The organism is Marinobacter mobilis (genome assembly GCF_900106945.1).
GTDB lineage: Bacteria > Pseudomonadota > Gammaproteobacteria > Pseudomonadales > Oleiphilaceae > Marinobacter > Marinobacter mobilis.
The window spans coordinates 101,630-116,944 of the sequence record NZ_FNNE01000010.1; the positions used below are offsets into that span (position 1 = coordinate 101,630).

Annotated in this window: 15 protein-coding genes; 5 read left to right on the forward strand and 10 right to left on the reverse strand. The window is 60.5% G+C overall.

Annotation, left to right across the window (positions count from 1 at the left end):
* Window positions 1-169: 169 nt before the first annotated feature.
* From pdxH to BLV11_RS15395, 3 genes are read left to right on the forward strand one after another with little or no spacing between them, the layout of a single operon-like run.
* A complete protein-coding gene (gene pdxH, locus BLV11_RS15385; RefSeq protein WP_091816525.1) occupies window positions 170-805 on the forward strand; it encodes a pyridoxamine 5'-phosphate oxidase in 636 nt (211 codons plus the stop codon).
* The gene (locus BLV11_RS15390; RefSeq protein WP_091816530.1) at window positions 774-1,541 is read left to right on the forward strand and encodes a 4'-phosphopantetheinyl transferase family protein; all 768 of its coding nucleotides are present in this window, start codon (window positions 774-776) and stop codon (window positions 1,539-1,541) included. The genes pdxH and BLV11_RS15390 overlap by 32 nt, the downstream gene beginning before the upstream one ends.
* Entirely contained in the window at window positions 1,538-2,125 is a 588-nt protein-coding gene (locus tag BLV11_RS15395) for a DNA-3-methyladenine glycosylase I (protein WP_091816533.1), read from the forward strand. Before BLV11_RS15390 ends, BLV11_RS15395 begins: the two co-directional genes overlap by 4 nt.
* A 214-nt stretch (window positions 2,126-2,339) precedes the next feature.
* Here the strand turns inward: BLV11_RS15395 and BLV11_RS15400 are convergent, their stop codons facing one another.
* The 7 genes from BLV11_RS15400 to BLV11_RS15430 all read right to left on the reverse strand — a co-directional run bounded on the left by BLV11_RS15400 (window position 2,340) and on the right by BLV11_RS15430 (window position 11,509).
* A complete protein-coding gene (locus tag BLV11_RS15400; protein ID WP_091816535.1) occupies window positions 2,340-3,782 on the reverse strand; it encodes an aspartate kinase in 1,443 nt (480 codons plus the stop codon).
* A 21-nt stretch (window positions 3,783-3,803) separates the two neighbouring features.
* On the reverse strand, window positions 3,804-5,072 hold the full coding sequence (gene ectB / locus BLV11_RS15405) for a diaminobutyrate--2-oxoglutarate transaminase (protein ID WP_091816539.1): 1,269 nt from the start codon (window positions 5,070-5,072) through the stop codon (window positions 3,804-3,806).
* A gap of 128 nt (window positions 5,073-5,200) precedes the next feature.
* The gene (gene ectA / locus BLV11_RS15410) at window positions 5,201-5,719 is read right to left on the reverse strand and encodes a diaminobutyrate acetyltransferase (RefSeq protein WP_091816542.1); all 519 of its coding nucleotides are present in this window, start codon (window positions 5,717-5,719) and stop codon (window positions 5,201-5,203) included.
* Window positions 5,720-5,860: 141 nt separating this feature from the next.
* Complete coding sequence (locus BLV11_RS15415) at window positions 5,861-6,805, reverse strand: hypothetical protein (protein WP_091816544.1); 945 nt, start codon at window positions 6,803-6,805, stop codon at window positions 5,861-5,863.
* Between the two features lie 2 nt (window positions 6,806-6,807).
* Window positions 6,808-8,217 (reverse strand): SLC5/6 family protein, encoded by a 1,410-nt coding sequence (locus BLV11_RS15420; protein ID WP_091816547.1) that lies wholly within the window; start codon window positions 8,215-8,217, stop codon window positions 6,808-6,810.
* Between the two features lie 35 nt (window positions 8,218-8,252).
* On the reverse strand, window positions 8,253-9,215 hold the full coding sequence (locus BLV11_RS15425) for a radical SAM protein (RefSeq protein ID WP_091816550.1): 963 nt from the start codon (window positions 9,213-9,215) through the stop codon (window positions 8,253-8,255).
* A gap of 65 nt (window positions 9,216-9,280) precedes the next feature.
* Complete coding sequence (locus tag BLV11_RS15430; RefSeq protein WP_091812268.1) at window positions 9,281-11,509, reverse strand: FAD-dependent oxidoreductase; 2,229 nt, start codon at window positions 11,507-11,509, stop codon at window positions 9,281-9,283.
* Between the two features lie 164 nt (window positions 11,510-11,673).
* Between BLV11_RS15430 and BLV11_RS15435 the strand changes: the two genes are divergently transcribed.
* Both BLV11_RS15435 and BLV11_RS15440 read left to right on the forward strand, forming a co-directional pair.
* Window positions 11,674-12,294 carry an RNA polymerase sigma factor gene (locus BLV11_RS15435; protein WP_091812269.1) on the forward strand — a complete coding sequence of 207 codons (621 nt, stop codon included), beginning with the start codon at window positions 11,674-11,676 and terminating at the stop codon, window positions 12,292-12,294.
* Window positions 12,288-12,545: a zf-HC2 domain-containing protein gene (locus BLV11_RS15440; RefSeq protein ID WP_091812270.1), complete on the forward strand. Its 258-nt coding sequence runs from the start codon at window positions 12,288-12,290 to the stop codon at window positions 12,543-12,545. Before BLV11_RS15435 ends, BLV11_RS15440 begins: the two co-directional genes overlap by 7 nt.
* An 18-nt stretch (window positions 12,546-12,563) precedes the next feature.
* On the opposite strand, the gene BLV11_RS15445 is transcribed toward BLV11_RS15440, so the two are convergent.
* From BLV11_RS15445 to BLV11_RS15455, 3 genes are all read right to left on the reverse strand, one after another.
* Window positions 12,564-13,295: a DUF6969 family protein gene (locus BLV11_RS15445; protein ID WP_175528303.1), complete on the reverse strand. Its 732-nt coding sequence runs from the start codon at window positions 13,293-13,295 to the stop codon at window positions 12,564-12,566.
* Between the two features lie 54 nt (window positions 13,296-13,349).
* Window positions 13,350-14,216 carry a cytochrome-c peroxidase gene (locus BLV11_RS15450; protein ID WP_217634547.1) on the reverse strand — a complete coding sequence of 289 codons (867 nt, stop codon included), beginning with the start codon at window positions 14,214-14,216 and terminating at the stop codon, window positions 13,350-13,352.
* A gap of 97 nt (window positions 14,217-14,313) precedes the next feature.
* Window positions 14,314-15,249 (reverse strand): DUF3179 domain-containing protein, encoded by a 936-nt coding sequence (locus tag BLV11_RS15455; protein WP_245725952.1) that lies wholly within the window; start codon window positions 15,247-15,249, stop codon window positions 14,314-14,316.
* Window positions 15,250-15,315 lie beyond the last annotated feature (66 nt).

The following is a 15,315-nucleotide window of genomic DNA, read 5'->3' on the forward strand; positions in this document are numbered from 1 at the left end:
TCAATGTTCTATTGCCTTCAGGACAGAGTCTATTCTCCGTCCGACCTATCCCGAACGGGACGCCAGGCCCCACAAGCACCTGAAAGCAGATACAATCGTACTATGTCCGGAGATCAGGAATAAGTCCGAAACCTCCTCAATCCGCAAGTATCCGCAAAGGACCGAATCCATGGATATAGGCGATATGCGCCGTGAATTCGAGAGTGAAGGTCTCGACCGCGATCACCTCGACGACAGCCCCATCCGCCAGTTCGAGCACTGGTTCCATGATGCCCGCGAGGCCGGCATCCTTGAGCCCAATGCCATGTCCCTGGCCACCGCTGGCAGCGACAGCCAACCGGACCTCCGCACCGTGCTGCTCAAATACTTCGATGACAAGGGTTTTGTCTTCTACACCAATTACGGCAGTCGCAAGGCCGGGGAAATCGACCAGAACCCGAAAGCAGCCTTGCTGTTCCCGTGGATTGGCCTCAACCGACAAGTGATCATTCAGGGCCCGGTTGAGAAGGTCAGCAAAGCCGAGTCGCTACGCTATTTTTCGTCCCGTCCCCGTGGCAGCCAGATCGGGGCCTGGGTATCGGAACAAAGCAAGGTCATTACCTCCCGCGGCCTGCTGGAACAGAAAGTCGCCGAGATCAAACGTCGTTTCAGCCAGGGCGACGTTCCTTTACCCAGTTTCTGGGGCGGCTACCGGGTCGTACCCGAACGCATAGAATTCTGGCAGGGACGGCCCAGCCGCCTGCACGATCGGTTTGAATACCTGAGGCAGGACGATGGCTGGCTCATCCAACGACTGCAACCCTGAAGCGACCATCGCCATCTGGCTCAGCCACTGCGAGGCCTCCACCACACCGGAGCCGCCAGACTGGCTCAGTGCGAGTGAGCAGGCCCGTGCTGAGGGGTTGCACCAGACCAGCCTGAATGACTTTGTTCACAGCCGCTGGCTGATTCGCCAGGCCCTGGCCGGAGCTTCCGGACACCCGGTGGCAGACTGCCGTCCGGTAGCGGACCGGCCGGTGGCATCCAGCACCCCGCCGGGCTGGTCGCTGTCGCTGAGCCACAGCCATGGCCTGGTAGCCTGCGCCACCTCCACCGCCAGTGGCGTTGGCATCGACATCGAACCCAACAGCCGTCACAGCCAGTGGCACAAGGTGGTTCGGCGCTGGTTCACCGAGCGCGAACAACACTGGCTGCTGGCCAATGACCGGCTGGAGGATTTTCTGCGGGTGTGGACGCTCAAAGAGGCCTGGCTCAAGGCCACCGGTCGTGGCATTGCCGGCAACCTGCAAACCCTGGAAGTGCTGGCCGATGGCCACCTGCTGGGCGATCAACCCAGCAACGACTGGCAGGCCTCGGTCGGTACCATGGCGGGATTCACAATAGCGGTGGTCTATCACGGTGGGCATCCCTCGCCGCCGGCCTCTGCGCTGCTCGCGGGCGGTCACATCGAAGGCTTGCTGGCGGCTGAAACTGTCACGGAGAATCCCGTACACTGGCACTTCCACAACACCATCGCCCAGGCCGGAGAATGCCACCTATGACCACGTCCGACCCCGGCCGCTGCCCCTGGTGCGGCACCGACCCTCTCTACGTGAACTACCACGACACTGTCTGGGGCCGGCCCAGCTACCACGATCAGGATCTGTTCGAGAAGCTCTGTCTCGATGGCCAGCAGGCCGGCCTGAGCTGGATCACTATCCTGCGCAAGCAACACAGCTACCAGGACGCCTACGATCAGTTCGACGCTGAGAAAATCGTACGCTATGACGACGAGAAGAAGGCCGAATTGCTGGCCAACCCCGGCATCATTCGCAATCGCCTCAAGGTCGAGTCGATCATCCGTAATGCACGGGGATTTCTGGAATTTCGCGACCGTGGGGAATCGTTCAGCGAGTTTCTGTGGTCTTTTGTCGAGGGGCAGCCGATCCAGAACCAGTGGCGCACGCTCGCCGAGGTGCCGGTGACCACCCCGCAAGCAGAAGCCATGTCCAAAGCCCTTAAAAAGGCCGGGTTCAACTTCGTCGGCCCGACCATCGTGTACGCCTTCATGCAGGCCACCGGCATGGTCAACGATCACCTGATCGGTTGCCCCGCCCACCAGGCGTGCCGCGAACTGGCGCCCTGAATCCGGGAGCCTCCGTCATCGCGAACCTGCGCCGGTCACTGGCGTGCGCCTCCGGTAGATGGCGTGATCGATTCACACAGGGGTAGAAGGGAAAGGCCAGGAAAGGGTGATCAGGACATCCGGTTTCCCGGATGCCCCGATCAGGAGGCAAGACGTCCTCCATTGCCCGGCAGCAAGGCGACCGGTCTCGCTGCCAGGCAATTCGTTGACACGGTTACGCCGCGACGATGGCGTACTCGTGGTTATGGGGTTCAATCAGGGCCGCGTGCAGGGCGGAGATGGAGCGGTCGTAAGCGTCCTCATCCACCACAAACTGGATGTCCACCTGGCGCATGCACTGGTTGATGGCCAGCACACTGATTTCAGCATCGGCCAACGCCTTGACGGTTCGGGCAAGAATACCCGGCACCTTCATGTCGGAGCCGATGGCCGATACCAGCGCCACCTTGCGGGTGCTGATTTCCGCATTCGGGAAAACTTCTTCCAGCGCCTTTACCACCCGCTTGACGTGTTTCAGGGTACTGTCCACGTAATGGGTAATGGTGTTGGCGTTGGTGTCCTTCGACACGAAGCGCACCTTGAAACGGCTCAGGGTATCGAGGATCTTACGATCGGAGCCCGGCTCACCCTGCATGTCCTGGTCGAACACCTCAATCGCAAATACGCCCTTGGCACCGGCAATGATTTCCACCTGGGGCTTCTCGCTCACGTAGTCGGGCGTGATCAGGGTCCCGGTATGCTCCGGCTCGAAGGTGTTCATTACCCGCAGCGGGATCTCGTTCTGACGCAGGCCTTTACCGGCGCGAGGGTGGATGGCTTCCATCCCCAGGTTGGCTAACTGGTCAGCCACGTCGTAGTTGGTCCGGCCCAGGGGAACCACCTTGTCTCCACCGACGATATTGGGGTCGGCGGAGCTGAGGTGGTATTCCTTGTGGATAATGGCTTCCCGGGCCTCGGTGATCACCGCCACCCGGCTGAAGGTCATCTCGCTGTAACCCCGGTCAAAGGTTCGCATCAGGCCTTCCTTGCACTGGGCGTATCCGGTCACGATGGGCAGCTCACGGCTCAGGTCAACACTCTCGAACGCCTGCCTCAGCTTCTCGTCCAGCGGCAAAAGTTCGCTGTCGCGCCACCCGGTGAGGTCAACAAAGCGGGCATTGATGCCTTCCTGTTGCAGTTTCAGCGCGGTGTTGAAGGCGCTGTGGGCCTCACCGATTCCGGCCAGCATTTCCCGTACGGTGAGCAGGTGCTCTTCGAGCTGGAACTGGCCGTAGGAACACAGCCGCTGCAGATCGATCAGGCAACCGCGCACGCCTTCAATGCGATCGGTAATGAACTGATCAGCCTGATTTTTCAGCATCGGGTCTTCGAACAGCTCACCATTGATATCGGTCAGGAACTGGACCAGTTTGGTGAGGTCATCACCCCAGGCCCAATCCGATTCCGCATCGGCGAACAGGGCATACACCCCCGGCTCACCGGTTTTCTTGTGTTCCAGCAGCTCATTAGTGACACCACCGTAGGCGGAAACCACAAAGATCCGCTGGTACAGCTCATGTTCGCTGCGGCCCGCAAGAATGACATTGTCCCGCACGGCCTCATAGTTGGTCATCGACGTGCCGCCGATCTTCTCAACTGTATGTAATTGACTCGTCATGGTCGTATATCTTCCTTGGCGTTACGACGCCTTACTCAGACTTTCGCTCAGGACTTCCTCAAAACACTTGGCAAGGATGTCCGTGCCTTTCTTCAGATCCGCTTCACTGGTGGTCAGCGGCATCAGGCACTTGATCACTTCGTCATTGGGACCACTGGTCTCGATGATCAGGCCCTTCTCAAAAGCCAGCGAGGTGATCTTGTCCGCCAGTTCGCCGTTCGGGCAGGCGATACCGCGCATCAGGCCACGGCCCTTGAGGTAGAAATCGCTACCGTACTTGCTGGCGATCGCCTGCAGGCCGTTACCCAGAACTTCCGTCTTCTTCTTCACCTCATTGGCGAAGGCGTCGTCCTTCCAGTAAGTCTCAACCGCGGTACGGGCGGTGATGAAGGCCATGTTGTTGCCACGGAAGGTACCGTTGTGCTCACCCGGGTTCCAGATGTCCAGCTCCGGCTTGAACAGCACCACAGCCATTGGCAAACCATAACCGCTCAAGGACTTGGACGCGGTCACAATGTCGGGCTTGATACCGGCGAATTCAAAGCTGAAGAACTCTCCGGTACGGCCGTTACCCGCCTGGATGTCATCCAGGATCAGCAGGATGTCGTGCTTCTTGCACAGCTTCTCCAGGCCTTGCAGCCATTCGGCGCGGGCAGCGTTCAGACCACCTTCACCCTGAACGGCTTCAACGATAACCGCTGCCGGCAGGTCGATACCGGAGGAGTTGTCCGCCAGCAGTTTGTCCATCATGGCCAGGGTATCGACGTTGTCACCGAAGTAACCGTCGTAAGGCATGAAGGTCACGTTGTTCAGGGGCTGGCCGGCACCACCGCGGTGGCCCTTGTTACCAGTAGCTGCAACAGCGCCCAGGGACACGCCGTGGAAACCGTTAGTGAACGAAATGATGCCGGTCCGACCTTTCACCTTGCGGGCCAGCTTCATGGCTGCTTCCACACAATTGGTACCAGTGGGGCCGGTGAACTGCATCTTGTAGTCCAGACCGCGGGGGTCAAGGATGTACTTCTTGTACGCCTCAATGAAATCCTGCTTGGCGGTGGTGAACAGGTCCAGCCCCTGGCTGATACCGTCACTCTCGATGTACTCGAGCAGCGCCTTCTTGAGGATGTCATTGTTGTGGCCGTAGTTCAGTGAACCGGCACCGGCCAGGAAGTCGAGATATTCCTTGCCGTCTTCCGAGTAGAGATGGGCGTTTTTGGCGCGATTGAACACCATCGGGAAAGCCCGTGAATAAACGCGTACTTCGGATTCGGTTGACTTGAAAATGTCCATTGTCTTGCCTCTTAGCATGTTAGGTTCGAGGTGAATGTGCGTGCGCTGATCGGTTTCGGTCGCGACTAGCGTGTCGCACGTGAGTTGAAGCCTTGATGACAGCCCGACCTCAGCGGACTGCCAGCTTCTCAGGTGACAGGCTGAGAGAAGGGGCCGATTCGCAGCAGAAACTCAGAATCGTGCAGACCGCCAAAATGGGCCGCTTTCTCAAAGTGCTCGTTGAATTCGAGGCCGGCGCCCAGGTCACGGGCGAAAGAGCGGAACAACGCCCAGGAGGCTTCGTTATCCTTGGTAATCGTGGTTTCCAGGTGCGTCACGTCCCTGCAAACCTCACGGGATACGATGTCCTTGAGCATGCGCTTGGCCAGACCCTGTCCACGACCTTTCTCATGGACAGCCACTTGCCAGACAAACAGGGTGTCGGGCTGCTGGGGCGGAATGTAACCGGAGATAAACCCCACCAGTTCGCCAGCGAGCTCGGCAGCGACACAGGTGTCGGCAAAGTGGGTGCACTGCAGCAGATTGCAGTACATGGAGTTGGGATCCAGCGGGGGGCATTGGGCCACCAGCTGGTGGAGCCGGAAGCCATCACTCTTGGCAGCTTTGCGAAGTGTGATGGCGGTGGTAGTCGAACCTTCTGTGGTCATAGTGATAATAAAATCATCTCAAAACGTTAGAGCTGAATTATATAGACCACGAAATATATTTCAAGGCGAGCGCTGCCCAACCCCGGGGCAAAAGCGCAAAATTTGAACAGTTATAGGGCGTTATGAAGGGTGATTTTTTTGTTACAGCACGAGCCTGTTCGGCTCCAGTGAGGGCCCGTTGACGATGCGCTGGCGGTAACTCAGTGCCGCCTCCGAGCCCTTAGGCCAGAGCTGGTCAAACAGCGCCAACCAACGATCAACATCAAACGCCAGCGGCACCAGCTCGACCGTCACCGGCCCTGCCGAACAACGGGCAACAGAATCATAAATTGCTGTTTTTGATGAAATTCTTACCACCAATCCACGGGGGTCTCCGGCCAGATTCGCCATCCCGGCAGAGCCGTTGTTGGCTACCAGGCAAGGCCTCCCGCCGGCCTCACCAGACCACAACAGCGGCAGGCAGGTATGACTCGAAACAATGACATCAGCCCCGCTCCGATCGAACCATTCGCTGACCTGTGGATGGTTGCCTGCCGCAAACGCTTCCCGGGACAACCCCCAGCCCGCCAGGGAGTCCCCATCACCGTGCACCACCAGAATATTTAGGCCACCAAATATCCCGAACCGCCAGCGTTTAAGCGCCGCCAGGTGTTCACCTATTTCGGGGGTCTGGGCGGCCTCTTGCTGGAGCCTGCGCATGATCCGGTTGGAGCGCTCCACCACCCCCTGATCGATAAACGCCGGGTAGCTGCAGCCACAGCCAGCGGCGTCACTGGGGTTCGCCAGTTCGAACTCGATGTTGCCGAGCATGGCGTCGTGGCTCAGCACCCGGCGATTGATGTCGCGGAACAGCTCCGGCTCTGCATTGAACCAGTTGAAATCGCCATTAAACAACAGCCGAACCCGGTGGCCCCTGGCACGCTCGGCCGCCGCCATAGCCTCAAGCGCGTCCAGAGCGAAAGGGTTGCCATACAGCCCCCCCGCCACCAGCAGCACATCCTCCGGCCAGCGTTCGGCCGTGTCCGCCAGCTGCTCTGGCCGATAACGATAGCCCAGCGGGCAACTGCGCCCCGGCTGCCCGCTCACCGTCAGTTCACCGACCGTGCCGGTTGCGCATCCCGCCCCAATACGCGGCGGGTCAGCAGGGGCAGGAAGAACCCGGCTGTGCACACCAGAAAGCCATAGGCGTTGACCCCAAGCAGCAAGGCATAGTTGCCCTCACCGATCGCCCAGGACGCTGGAATCAGCCCGACCGCCAGCAGCACCCCAAGGGCGATGCCGCTCCAGAAACTGAGGTGGAAGCTCCAGGGCGACCATTGAGCAAACCCGTAAAACAGGAACACAGGCGCCAGCCCCATAACCATGGTGCCGGAGATGGTTGTGGCCTTGAGGATGTCGGTGCCGGCAAACATCGGCAGATTACCAAGAATGGCGAACACCACCATCACCACCGCACCCAGCCGCAGGCTGGGCAGTTTTTCGACCGCCCCCCGGGCCAGACGCGGCAGGTCAACCGCCAGCGACTTGGCCAGCGAGGTGAAGGTCGAGTCGAGGGTGGATCCGGCGGAGGTCATCATCACCACACTCATAAAGAACAGGGCTGTCAGCCCGAGAGACTGGCCGACGGCAGCCGGGGCATTGCCCATGGCTTCGATGCCATTGAGCTGGGCATGAACACCCACCAGGCTGAACACGAACACCGCCACAAAGCCCAGCAGGCCGGCAACCACAAAGCTCTTGAGCATGGCCTTTTCCTTGTTGACGAAGCCACGGTCAGTCAACACAGGGTCGTGGAAGGGATAACTGAAGATCTGCAGACCCGCCACCAGCAGCAGGTCCATGCCCGCCTCCAGGCGGAACTCACCGGTACTGAGCAGGGCACCGCTGTCGTTGGCGGGCAAGACCAGGAACAGCACCGCACCGACGAAGAACACAAACACCACCGCCTGGATCACATCCGTGAAAATGGAGCTGCGCAGGCCACCCTTGAGGCTGTAGGCCAGCGTAAAGAAGGTGAACAGCATGGCGGCACCGTAATACTGCCACTGCCCGGGCTGGCCAAAATAGCCACCCACTACGGCGGTATTGCTCCACACCTCGTTGTACAGCCGGATCAGGATCGCCGCCGCAAAACTCAGAGCCGCCAGCCGGCCGAAACGGGAGGTCAGGAATTCCTGCAGGCTGCGGGCGCCGGTCTGGGTCCGGATCAGGTAAATAACGTAACCGGCCACCGGGATCGACAGCCAGTACGTGGCGTAAGCCAGGCCCCCGACGACACCGTAGGCCGCCCCAAGGTTGGCAGCGTTGGTGACCGACTTGGCGAAGATCCAGCTGATAAAGATACTGGCCGTCAGTGACCACTGACTCACCGGGTTACCTTTGTCATCCGCGCCGCGGTAAAACGAGGCCGCCGTCGTGCTGCGCGGCGACAGCCAGTACATGATAATCCCGTAGACTACCAGGAATCCCCAGAACAGACTGGCTTCAGTGATGGACATGGTTCGTCAGCCTCCGGCGGCGTTGGGTTTCGATATCAGGTCGGCTCGGCACAGCTGGCACCAAAGCGATAGCAGGCGAAGCAGCGGTGGTGGCGGAGCATGATGCGCTGATCCAGGCTCTCCCGAAGGCTTCCGCCCAGGTCGTAGTCAGGATCATCGTCCACCAACGTGCAGGCATAGACCCGGACCTGGTCGCCTTTCTTCACCAGCATACGGGTATAACTGCACATGAAGTGCGCCCGACTTTCCCGGCTGGGGTACTTTTCCATGCAGGTCTCAGTAATCTCCGGACTGCCATCCTCGGAACCCGGTGTGCCGAGATCCGGGAACGCGGTAAACGGCAGATCTTCCGGAATGCCATGGTCACGGAAGATCGTCCGGAACGCGTCATCGACCGCCGCCGGGTCTTCGCCTTCGTCACTCTGACGCGCCACAGACACCACAAAGCCTTCATCCTTCAACCAGCGGATACCTGCCAGCGCCTGGGCAAAACTGCCGTCGCCGCGGCCAGCGTCGTGCCGGGCCTGATCGGGATAGTCCAGACTCACCCGGAAGTGGATCGGGTAGGGATTGTTTTTCAGGGGCAGAATCTGGTGACGGCGTTTCAGTAGCGGGTCGGTAGCATTGGTCAGTACGAAACAGGGCCGGTGCTGGCTGGCGTAGTCCAGAATATTGACGAAATCACGGATGACGAAGGGTTCACCACCGGTAAAGGAAAATTGCCCCACCCCCAATTCAACGGCTTCCTCAATAAACGGTTTGGCGTCCGCCAGCTTCATCGCCCCCAGCCGGTTATCGCCGGGGTGGGAGCCTTCCAGGCAAAACGGACAGGCCAGATTGCAGGCTGTACCGGTGTGAAACCACAACTCCCGGATCTGATCCGAGTCGATATAGCCCCGGGGCTCGCCAGCCCGGGTGTGGGTCCAGCTGTCCGCCGCCCGGGGAGCAATGATCTCCAGCGCCGGAATAAGCCGGGCCGTACTGTCGTTAACTGGCATACACACTCCCACTGGTCACGCTGTGTCTCTCGTTGGTTCGCTCACTCATCATCGCTTGGATCCGTTTATTGGCTTATATCACGCCGCGCCACAGGTTCATGCGCCGCTTCGCTCACGGCTTCTGCCGGGCGCCGATCGTCAGCTCCGCCCCGCCGCCAGCGATGCAGCTTCTCCAGCAGCCTGAGGATGGCCTCTGGGGCGTGCGCCCGCTTCCACTCGCCGGCAGCGTACTTAGCGGCCTCGTTCCAGGTCGGGTAGGGGTGAATGGTGCCCAGAATCTTGTTCAGCCCCAGGCCGTGTTTCATCGCCAGGGTAAACTCGGCGAGTATTTCACCACCCCGGCTCCCGACCACCACCGCGCCCAATATCCTGTCCTTGCCCGGAACGGTCAGCACCTTGATAAAGCCATGAGCCTCACTCTCGGCGATGGCACGATCCAGGTCATCGATGCCGTAACGGGTCACTTCGTAGGCCACCCCCCTGGCCCTGGCTTCTTCCTCACTCAGCCCGACCCGGGCCACTTCCGGCGCGGTGAAGGTCACCCACGGCATTACCCGGTAATCGACCCGAAAACGCCTGAATTGCCCGAACAGCCCGTTCACTGCCGCATACCAGGCCTGATGGGCCGCTGCGTGCGTGAACTGATAGGGGCCGGCAACATCGCCACAGGCAAAAATATTGGGGTATCGGACACTCAGGTCCTCCTCCACCGGCACGGTACCGTTTGCCGCAGGCTCAATGCCCAAGGCCTGCAGATTAAGACTGGCGGTATTGCCCTGACGGCCCACCGCGACCAGTACCCGGTCAAAAGTAATACCAACCCGCTCGCCATGGTGGTCGCAATACAACACCCGTTTTCCGCCTTCCTCGACAAATTCTATCGGGGCATGCTCCAGTCTCAGGTCCACCCCTTCGCTGACGAACTGCTGCTGAATCAGCTCGGCCACATCTTGGTCTTCACGGGGCAGCAACCTTGCGCCACGCTGGACCTGAGTCACCGGGATCCCCAGCCGGTTGAAGGCCTGAGTCAGCTCACAGCCGATGGGCCCACCGCCGATAATCAACAACCGCTCAGGCTGCTCATCGAGCTGCCACAGGGTGTCCGAGGTCAGCGGATCCATGGCCTCAAGCCCCGGAATCGCCGGCAACATCGGCTTACCGCCGCTGGCAATAATGATGCTACGCGCGGTCAGTCGCTGACGACGACCGTCAGCCGTCTGCACGTCCACCTCCCAGGGAGATACGAATCGGGCCTCACCCTGGATGCAGTCCACCCCCAATTTTCTGTACCGTTCCGGAGAATCGTGAGGCTCCACTTCAGCGATAATCCGCTTTACACGGGCCATAATATTGGCGAAGGAGCCCTTCACCGGCACCGACGCCAGACCATAGCGATCTGCGTGACGCAGAGTATCCGCAGCCCTGGCACTCCTGATCAGCGCCTTGGATGGCACACAGCCGGTGTTGAGGCAGTCACCGCCCATCTTGTCGCGTTCAATCAATGCCACCTTGGCTTTCACCGCCGCGGCGATGTAGGCGGACACCAGGCCCGCCGAGCCTCCGCCGATCACCAACAGGTTGTAGTCGAACTGCGCAGGCTTCTGGAAGCCACGATAGACCCGGCGGCGACGGACAAAGCCGATCACAACCTTGGCGATCAATGGGAACAGGCCGAGCAGGGCAAAGGCACCCAGCACGTCGGCCGACACGATGTCCCCAAGCGCCTCAATCTGCGCCAGCTGGGTTCCGGCATTCACGTAGACAAAGGTGCCCGGCAGCATGGTCAGCCAGCTCACAACGGCGTAGGTGCGCAGCTTCATCGCGGTCAGACCCATGGCCAGATTGATCAGGAAGAACGGGAACACCGGCACCAGACGCAGGGTGGCCAGGTAAAAGGCGCCATCCTTCTTGATGCCCTGATCCATTCGGCGGATGGTCTCTGCGTAGCGTTCCCGGAGGCTGTCTCGGAACAGGAAGCGGGCCGCCAGAAAGGCCAGCGAGGCACCCACGGTAGACGCCACCGACACTGCCGCCAGGCCGTAGAGGTTGCCGAAGAAGGCACCCCCGGCCAGGGTCAGGATAGCCGCCCCAGGCAGCGACAGGGCGGTCACCGCTATGTAGATCAACACAAAACCGCCTACCGCCAACGCCGTATTGGCGGCAATCCACTGTTGCAGGCTATCCTGATGGCGTTGCAGGTTATCCAGGGTCAGCACGGTGTGGCCGTCAAAGGCGATGAACAGTCCTACCAGAGTGGCGATTACGGCAATCAGTATCAGTTTCTTTCTATTCATGGGGCCATCCGGGACCTTGTCGCTAAGAATTGTGGGGCATAGACACTGCCATATCCTGAATGTTACAGCCCGGTTTTCAAAAATTTATAACGTTTCCCTCAACAAACCGGAACTTTTCACCCATGGCGGCCTCTGAAAGCCCATCAGGGGCAGGAGCAGAAGGAATGCACATCCGTGAGACCCGGGAGCCGGACGCAGGACTGGTTGCCCGGTTGAAAGCCGGGGACCCCGATGCCTATCGGGAGGCGGTCAGGCGCTATACCCCGGGCATGTTGGCGGTGGCCCGCTATTACACTGACCATAGCAGTGCGGAAGATATCGTGCAGGACTGTTGGGCGAAGGTGGTGACCGCCATCCAGGGTTTCGAGGGCCGCTCAGGCCTGAGCACCTGGCTCCATCGCATTGTGGCCAACCGTGCCAAGAACACCCTGCGCCACCGTCAGCGCGAGCTGACGACCGACTTCAGCGAAGCCCTCGACCCGGACCTCGCCAGCCGCTTCAAACCCAACGGCCGCTGGGCCGTGCCTCCCAGGATGACCACCAGTGAGTCCGCCGAAGCGCTGCTGGAAAATGGCGCTCTGAGCGACTGCCTCGACAAGCACCTGTCCCGGTTGCCGGAGGCTCAGCGCTCCGCACTGATGCTGTACGAAGCCCATCAGCGCCACTCCGACGAAGTGTGTAACATTCTCGATGTCAGCGCATCCAACCTGAGGGTCCTGCTGCACCGGGCACGGCAAAAAATCTTCCTCATGGTTGAACACTTTCAGGAGTCCGGCGAATGTTAATGTGTCGAGACCTGGCGACCATTGCCAGCGATTACCTGGATGGCGAACTGGGCGCGACGGACCGGCTGTCCGTCAAGGTACACCTGATGATGTGCCGGAATTGCCGTTCGTTTATCGGTAACCTCCGCAACAGCGCTGCACTGATCCGGGCCCATTCCAGCCAGACCCCGGATCCGGACTATCTGCGCCGGTTGGATGAGAACATCGCCAAGGCCCTGGCCGGCAAAGATCGGGACGACCCCGGCGAGTAATCCCGTCCGCAGCCCAGCCTACGACCTGGCCGTTTCCGCAACTCGCGCAGAGGCCTGCACCGCGAGTGTTTCCAGCAACAACTGGCGCCAGGATTCCAGGTCAATGGGCAGACTCCCGGTGATTTCCAGCCGCCGGTCTTCCAGCACGTCGGCCAGGCTGCCATCGCGGTATGAAGCGATCACCTGATCCCGCTGTTTCAGCAGCGCCTCGATCTGCGGCCGGAAGCAACGGACCATGGCGGTGATCCAACGGTTGACTGGCCAACTCGGTGCCGCATGGTCGATCTCGAACTGATCGAGCAGACCGATCACCTGGTCTGCCGGTAGCCAGCTTTCATCGGTTACCCAGCGATTCACCTCGAACAACTCCGTAGGGTAGCCCCAGGCATCCATGGCAATGGCCACCAGATGGACCACCCGGTCCTCGCCCTTCGGCCCCAGCACCGGTTGGTGGTGATCTCCCATCGCACCGTGGCGGACAAACAGGTGAAAATGCCCGTGTTCATCATGATCCTCGCGGTGGGCATGGTAGTAGTACTGGCTGTGACTGTCCCGGTCATAGACATCATCCTTGGGGTAGTGATCCATCTCATAGAACGCCCCTTGCCCTTTGAGGACTTCGCCAACCACGTTCAGGCCGCCCTTCTTCAGTACCCGATGACATTCCAGGATCTCATCCGCCGCCGCCAGGCAGCGTTCGAGCTGTTGCCTGGGCAAGGTGTGTAGCCGGGGTATCTCCAACGCACTCATCGTCTTGCCTCCTGTCGGCCTGACCGGATTCCTGCCCCGGCCAGGCGACGCATCTCAGGCCACCAGGTCGTGGGCGGCCGTGTCTGTGGGCGCCTTGACGGCACAGGGGTTCTTGCCCGCACAGGGATTGGCCGGTTCACAGGGATTGCATGGGTTGCACGGCTTACAGGCTCCGCATCCCCCTCCCTGCAGGGCACAGGGGTTGGCCGCCACCCGGTTCTGGACGGTCTCCATGTAGGCGGTCAGGGCCGCCAGCGCCTCACCATTCCAATCCAGAGGCTCCGCCGCCATGGGCTGAACCATGCAGATTTGCACCATCTCATCCAGATAGACCGAGTCCAATCCAAAGACATTTTTTGCCATCGCCACCGAGTGGGGATAAGCCACCGCAAAGGTCGCGTTATAGCCTGCATCGCCACTGTGGCAGGACGAACACGACAGCCCATTGCTACTCAGCGAGGTGTCGTTAAACAAGGCCTCCCCTTTGGCCATTAATGCGCAGGGATTGCCCTCATAGGGCTGATAACTGGCCGGACGGGTGACCCGCTTGGCGGCACTGGGGTTCGGTGCAGCACTGCAGCGCCCGGCCGCTGAACAGGGGTTACAACCTGAATTCGCGCAGGGATTACAACGTGTGGCGCACGGATTTTTCGAGGCACACGGGTTACGGCTGGCACACGGATTAGCCGCACAGGGATTGGCCGCGCAACAGCCGGCCTTCGCGGTACAGGGATTACCGCCGGCCCGACACTGCTGGCTGGCACGGCAGCGGCCGCGACAGGGGTTGCACGGCGAACAGGCCGCCAGCGCCACCCCGCCGCTACCCATCACCAGGGCGACCAGGGCGGCGGACCACCAGGTGGTGCGTTGATGGTCATGGGCGGAGCGAATAGCCCGCCCAAGGGGTTGGGTTGTGAACATGAGTCTCTCCTTACAGTGGTTGTCGTGACCGGCACGACATAACCGGCTCACTGAAGAGACACAGCAAGCACCCGGGTATTACAGTGAATTGGAAAATTTATGGCGCTGAGAAGACGGTGGTTTCCGGGTGGAAGGTATACCAGGCAAACCAGAACGCCCGGATCGCCGCCAGCGGCTCACCCTCGGTGGTTGTCAGCACCGCTGACGGTACCGAGTCGTCGTAGTGGATCACCACGGCCAAGCCGCCTATCTCGTCCTCCACCTCGGCACCGGCTTCTGCCAGTTCCGGAAAGGGCCAGGCCCTCGCTTCACCGTTGTGCTGCCACCCCAGCACCCAGGTCTTCGGGTGGAACAGGCGACTGCTGTGGGAAACCGGAAAATAAATGCGCTCCGAGTGGTCGTAGTCGCCATAGGGAGAACGTCGATAATTGCGGGTATGGCCAGTATCAGTGGACAACACCCGGCCCTGATCACCGACCCGCTCGCGCCAGCTCTGCCACCGTTCATGGCGCACCGGCACCGGCACTAACCGGGTGCCGGCCAGGGGGCCGGACACGGCACGACCCTCGAGTTGAGACCACAACGACTCGGTTTGGTGGTCATACATCAGCAGATCGCTGTTATAGAGCAAGCCAGATACCCCGAAGGTCAAATCACGCCCCGCCGACGTCGGATCAAAGCCGATGCCGGTACCGCACAGCGGGCAGAAGGTAATCAGCACCCGTCCGCTGTCAAAACGATGATTGACGATCTCGTGCCAGTTGAGGATACCAATGGGGTAGGCATAGCTGGTGCCGGCGACGTCATAGCTCATCACGATATCGTCAGACCGCCACAGCCGGGCCTCGGCCGCTGGCTCAAAGCGCGGCTGATCAATGGACGGAATACCATCCCGGGGTGGCCCTCCGGAGAGGATCTGATCCACCGGGATCAGAGCGTTGCTGAGGTCAAAGCCATTTTTTTGCTGCGCCGCCGCTGACAGGCTCACCAGCAGCAGAATGGGCAGCAACCAGTGCCCGGACAGTCGCATCATTCGCCACCTCCCGCCAGAGTGTTCCGGCCCTGCGCCGTCTCAAGAACCACCTGACCCATAGACACC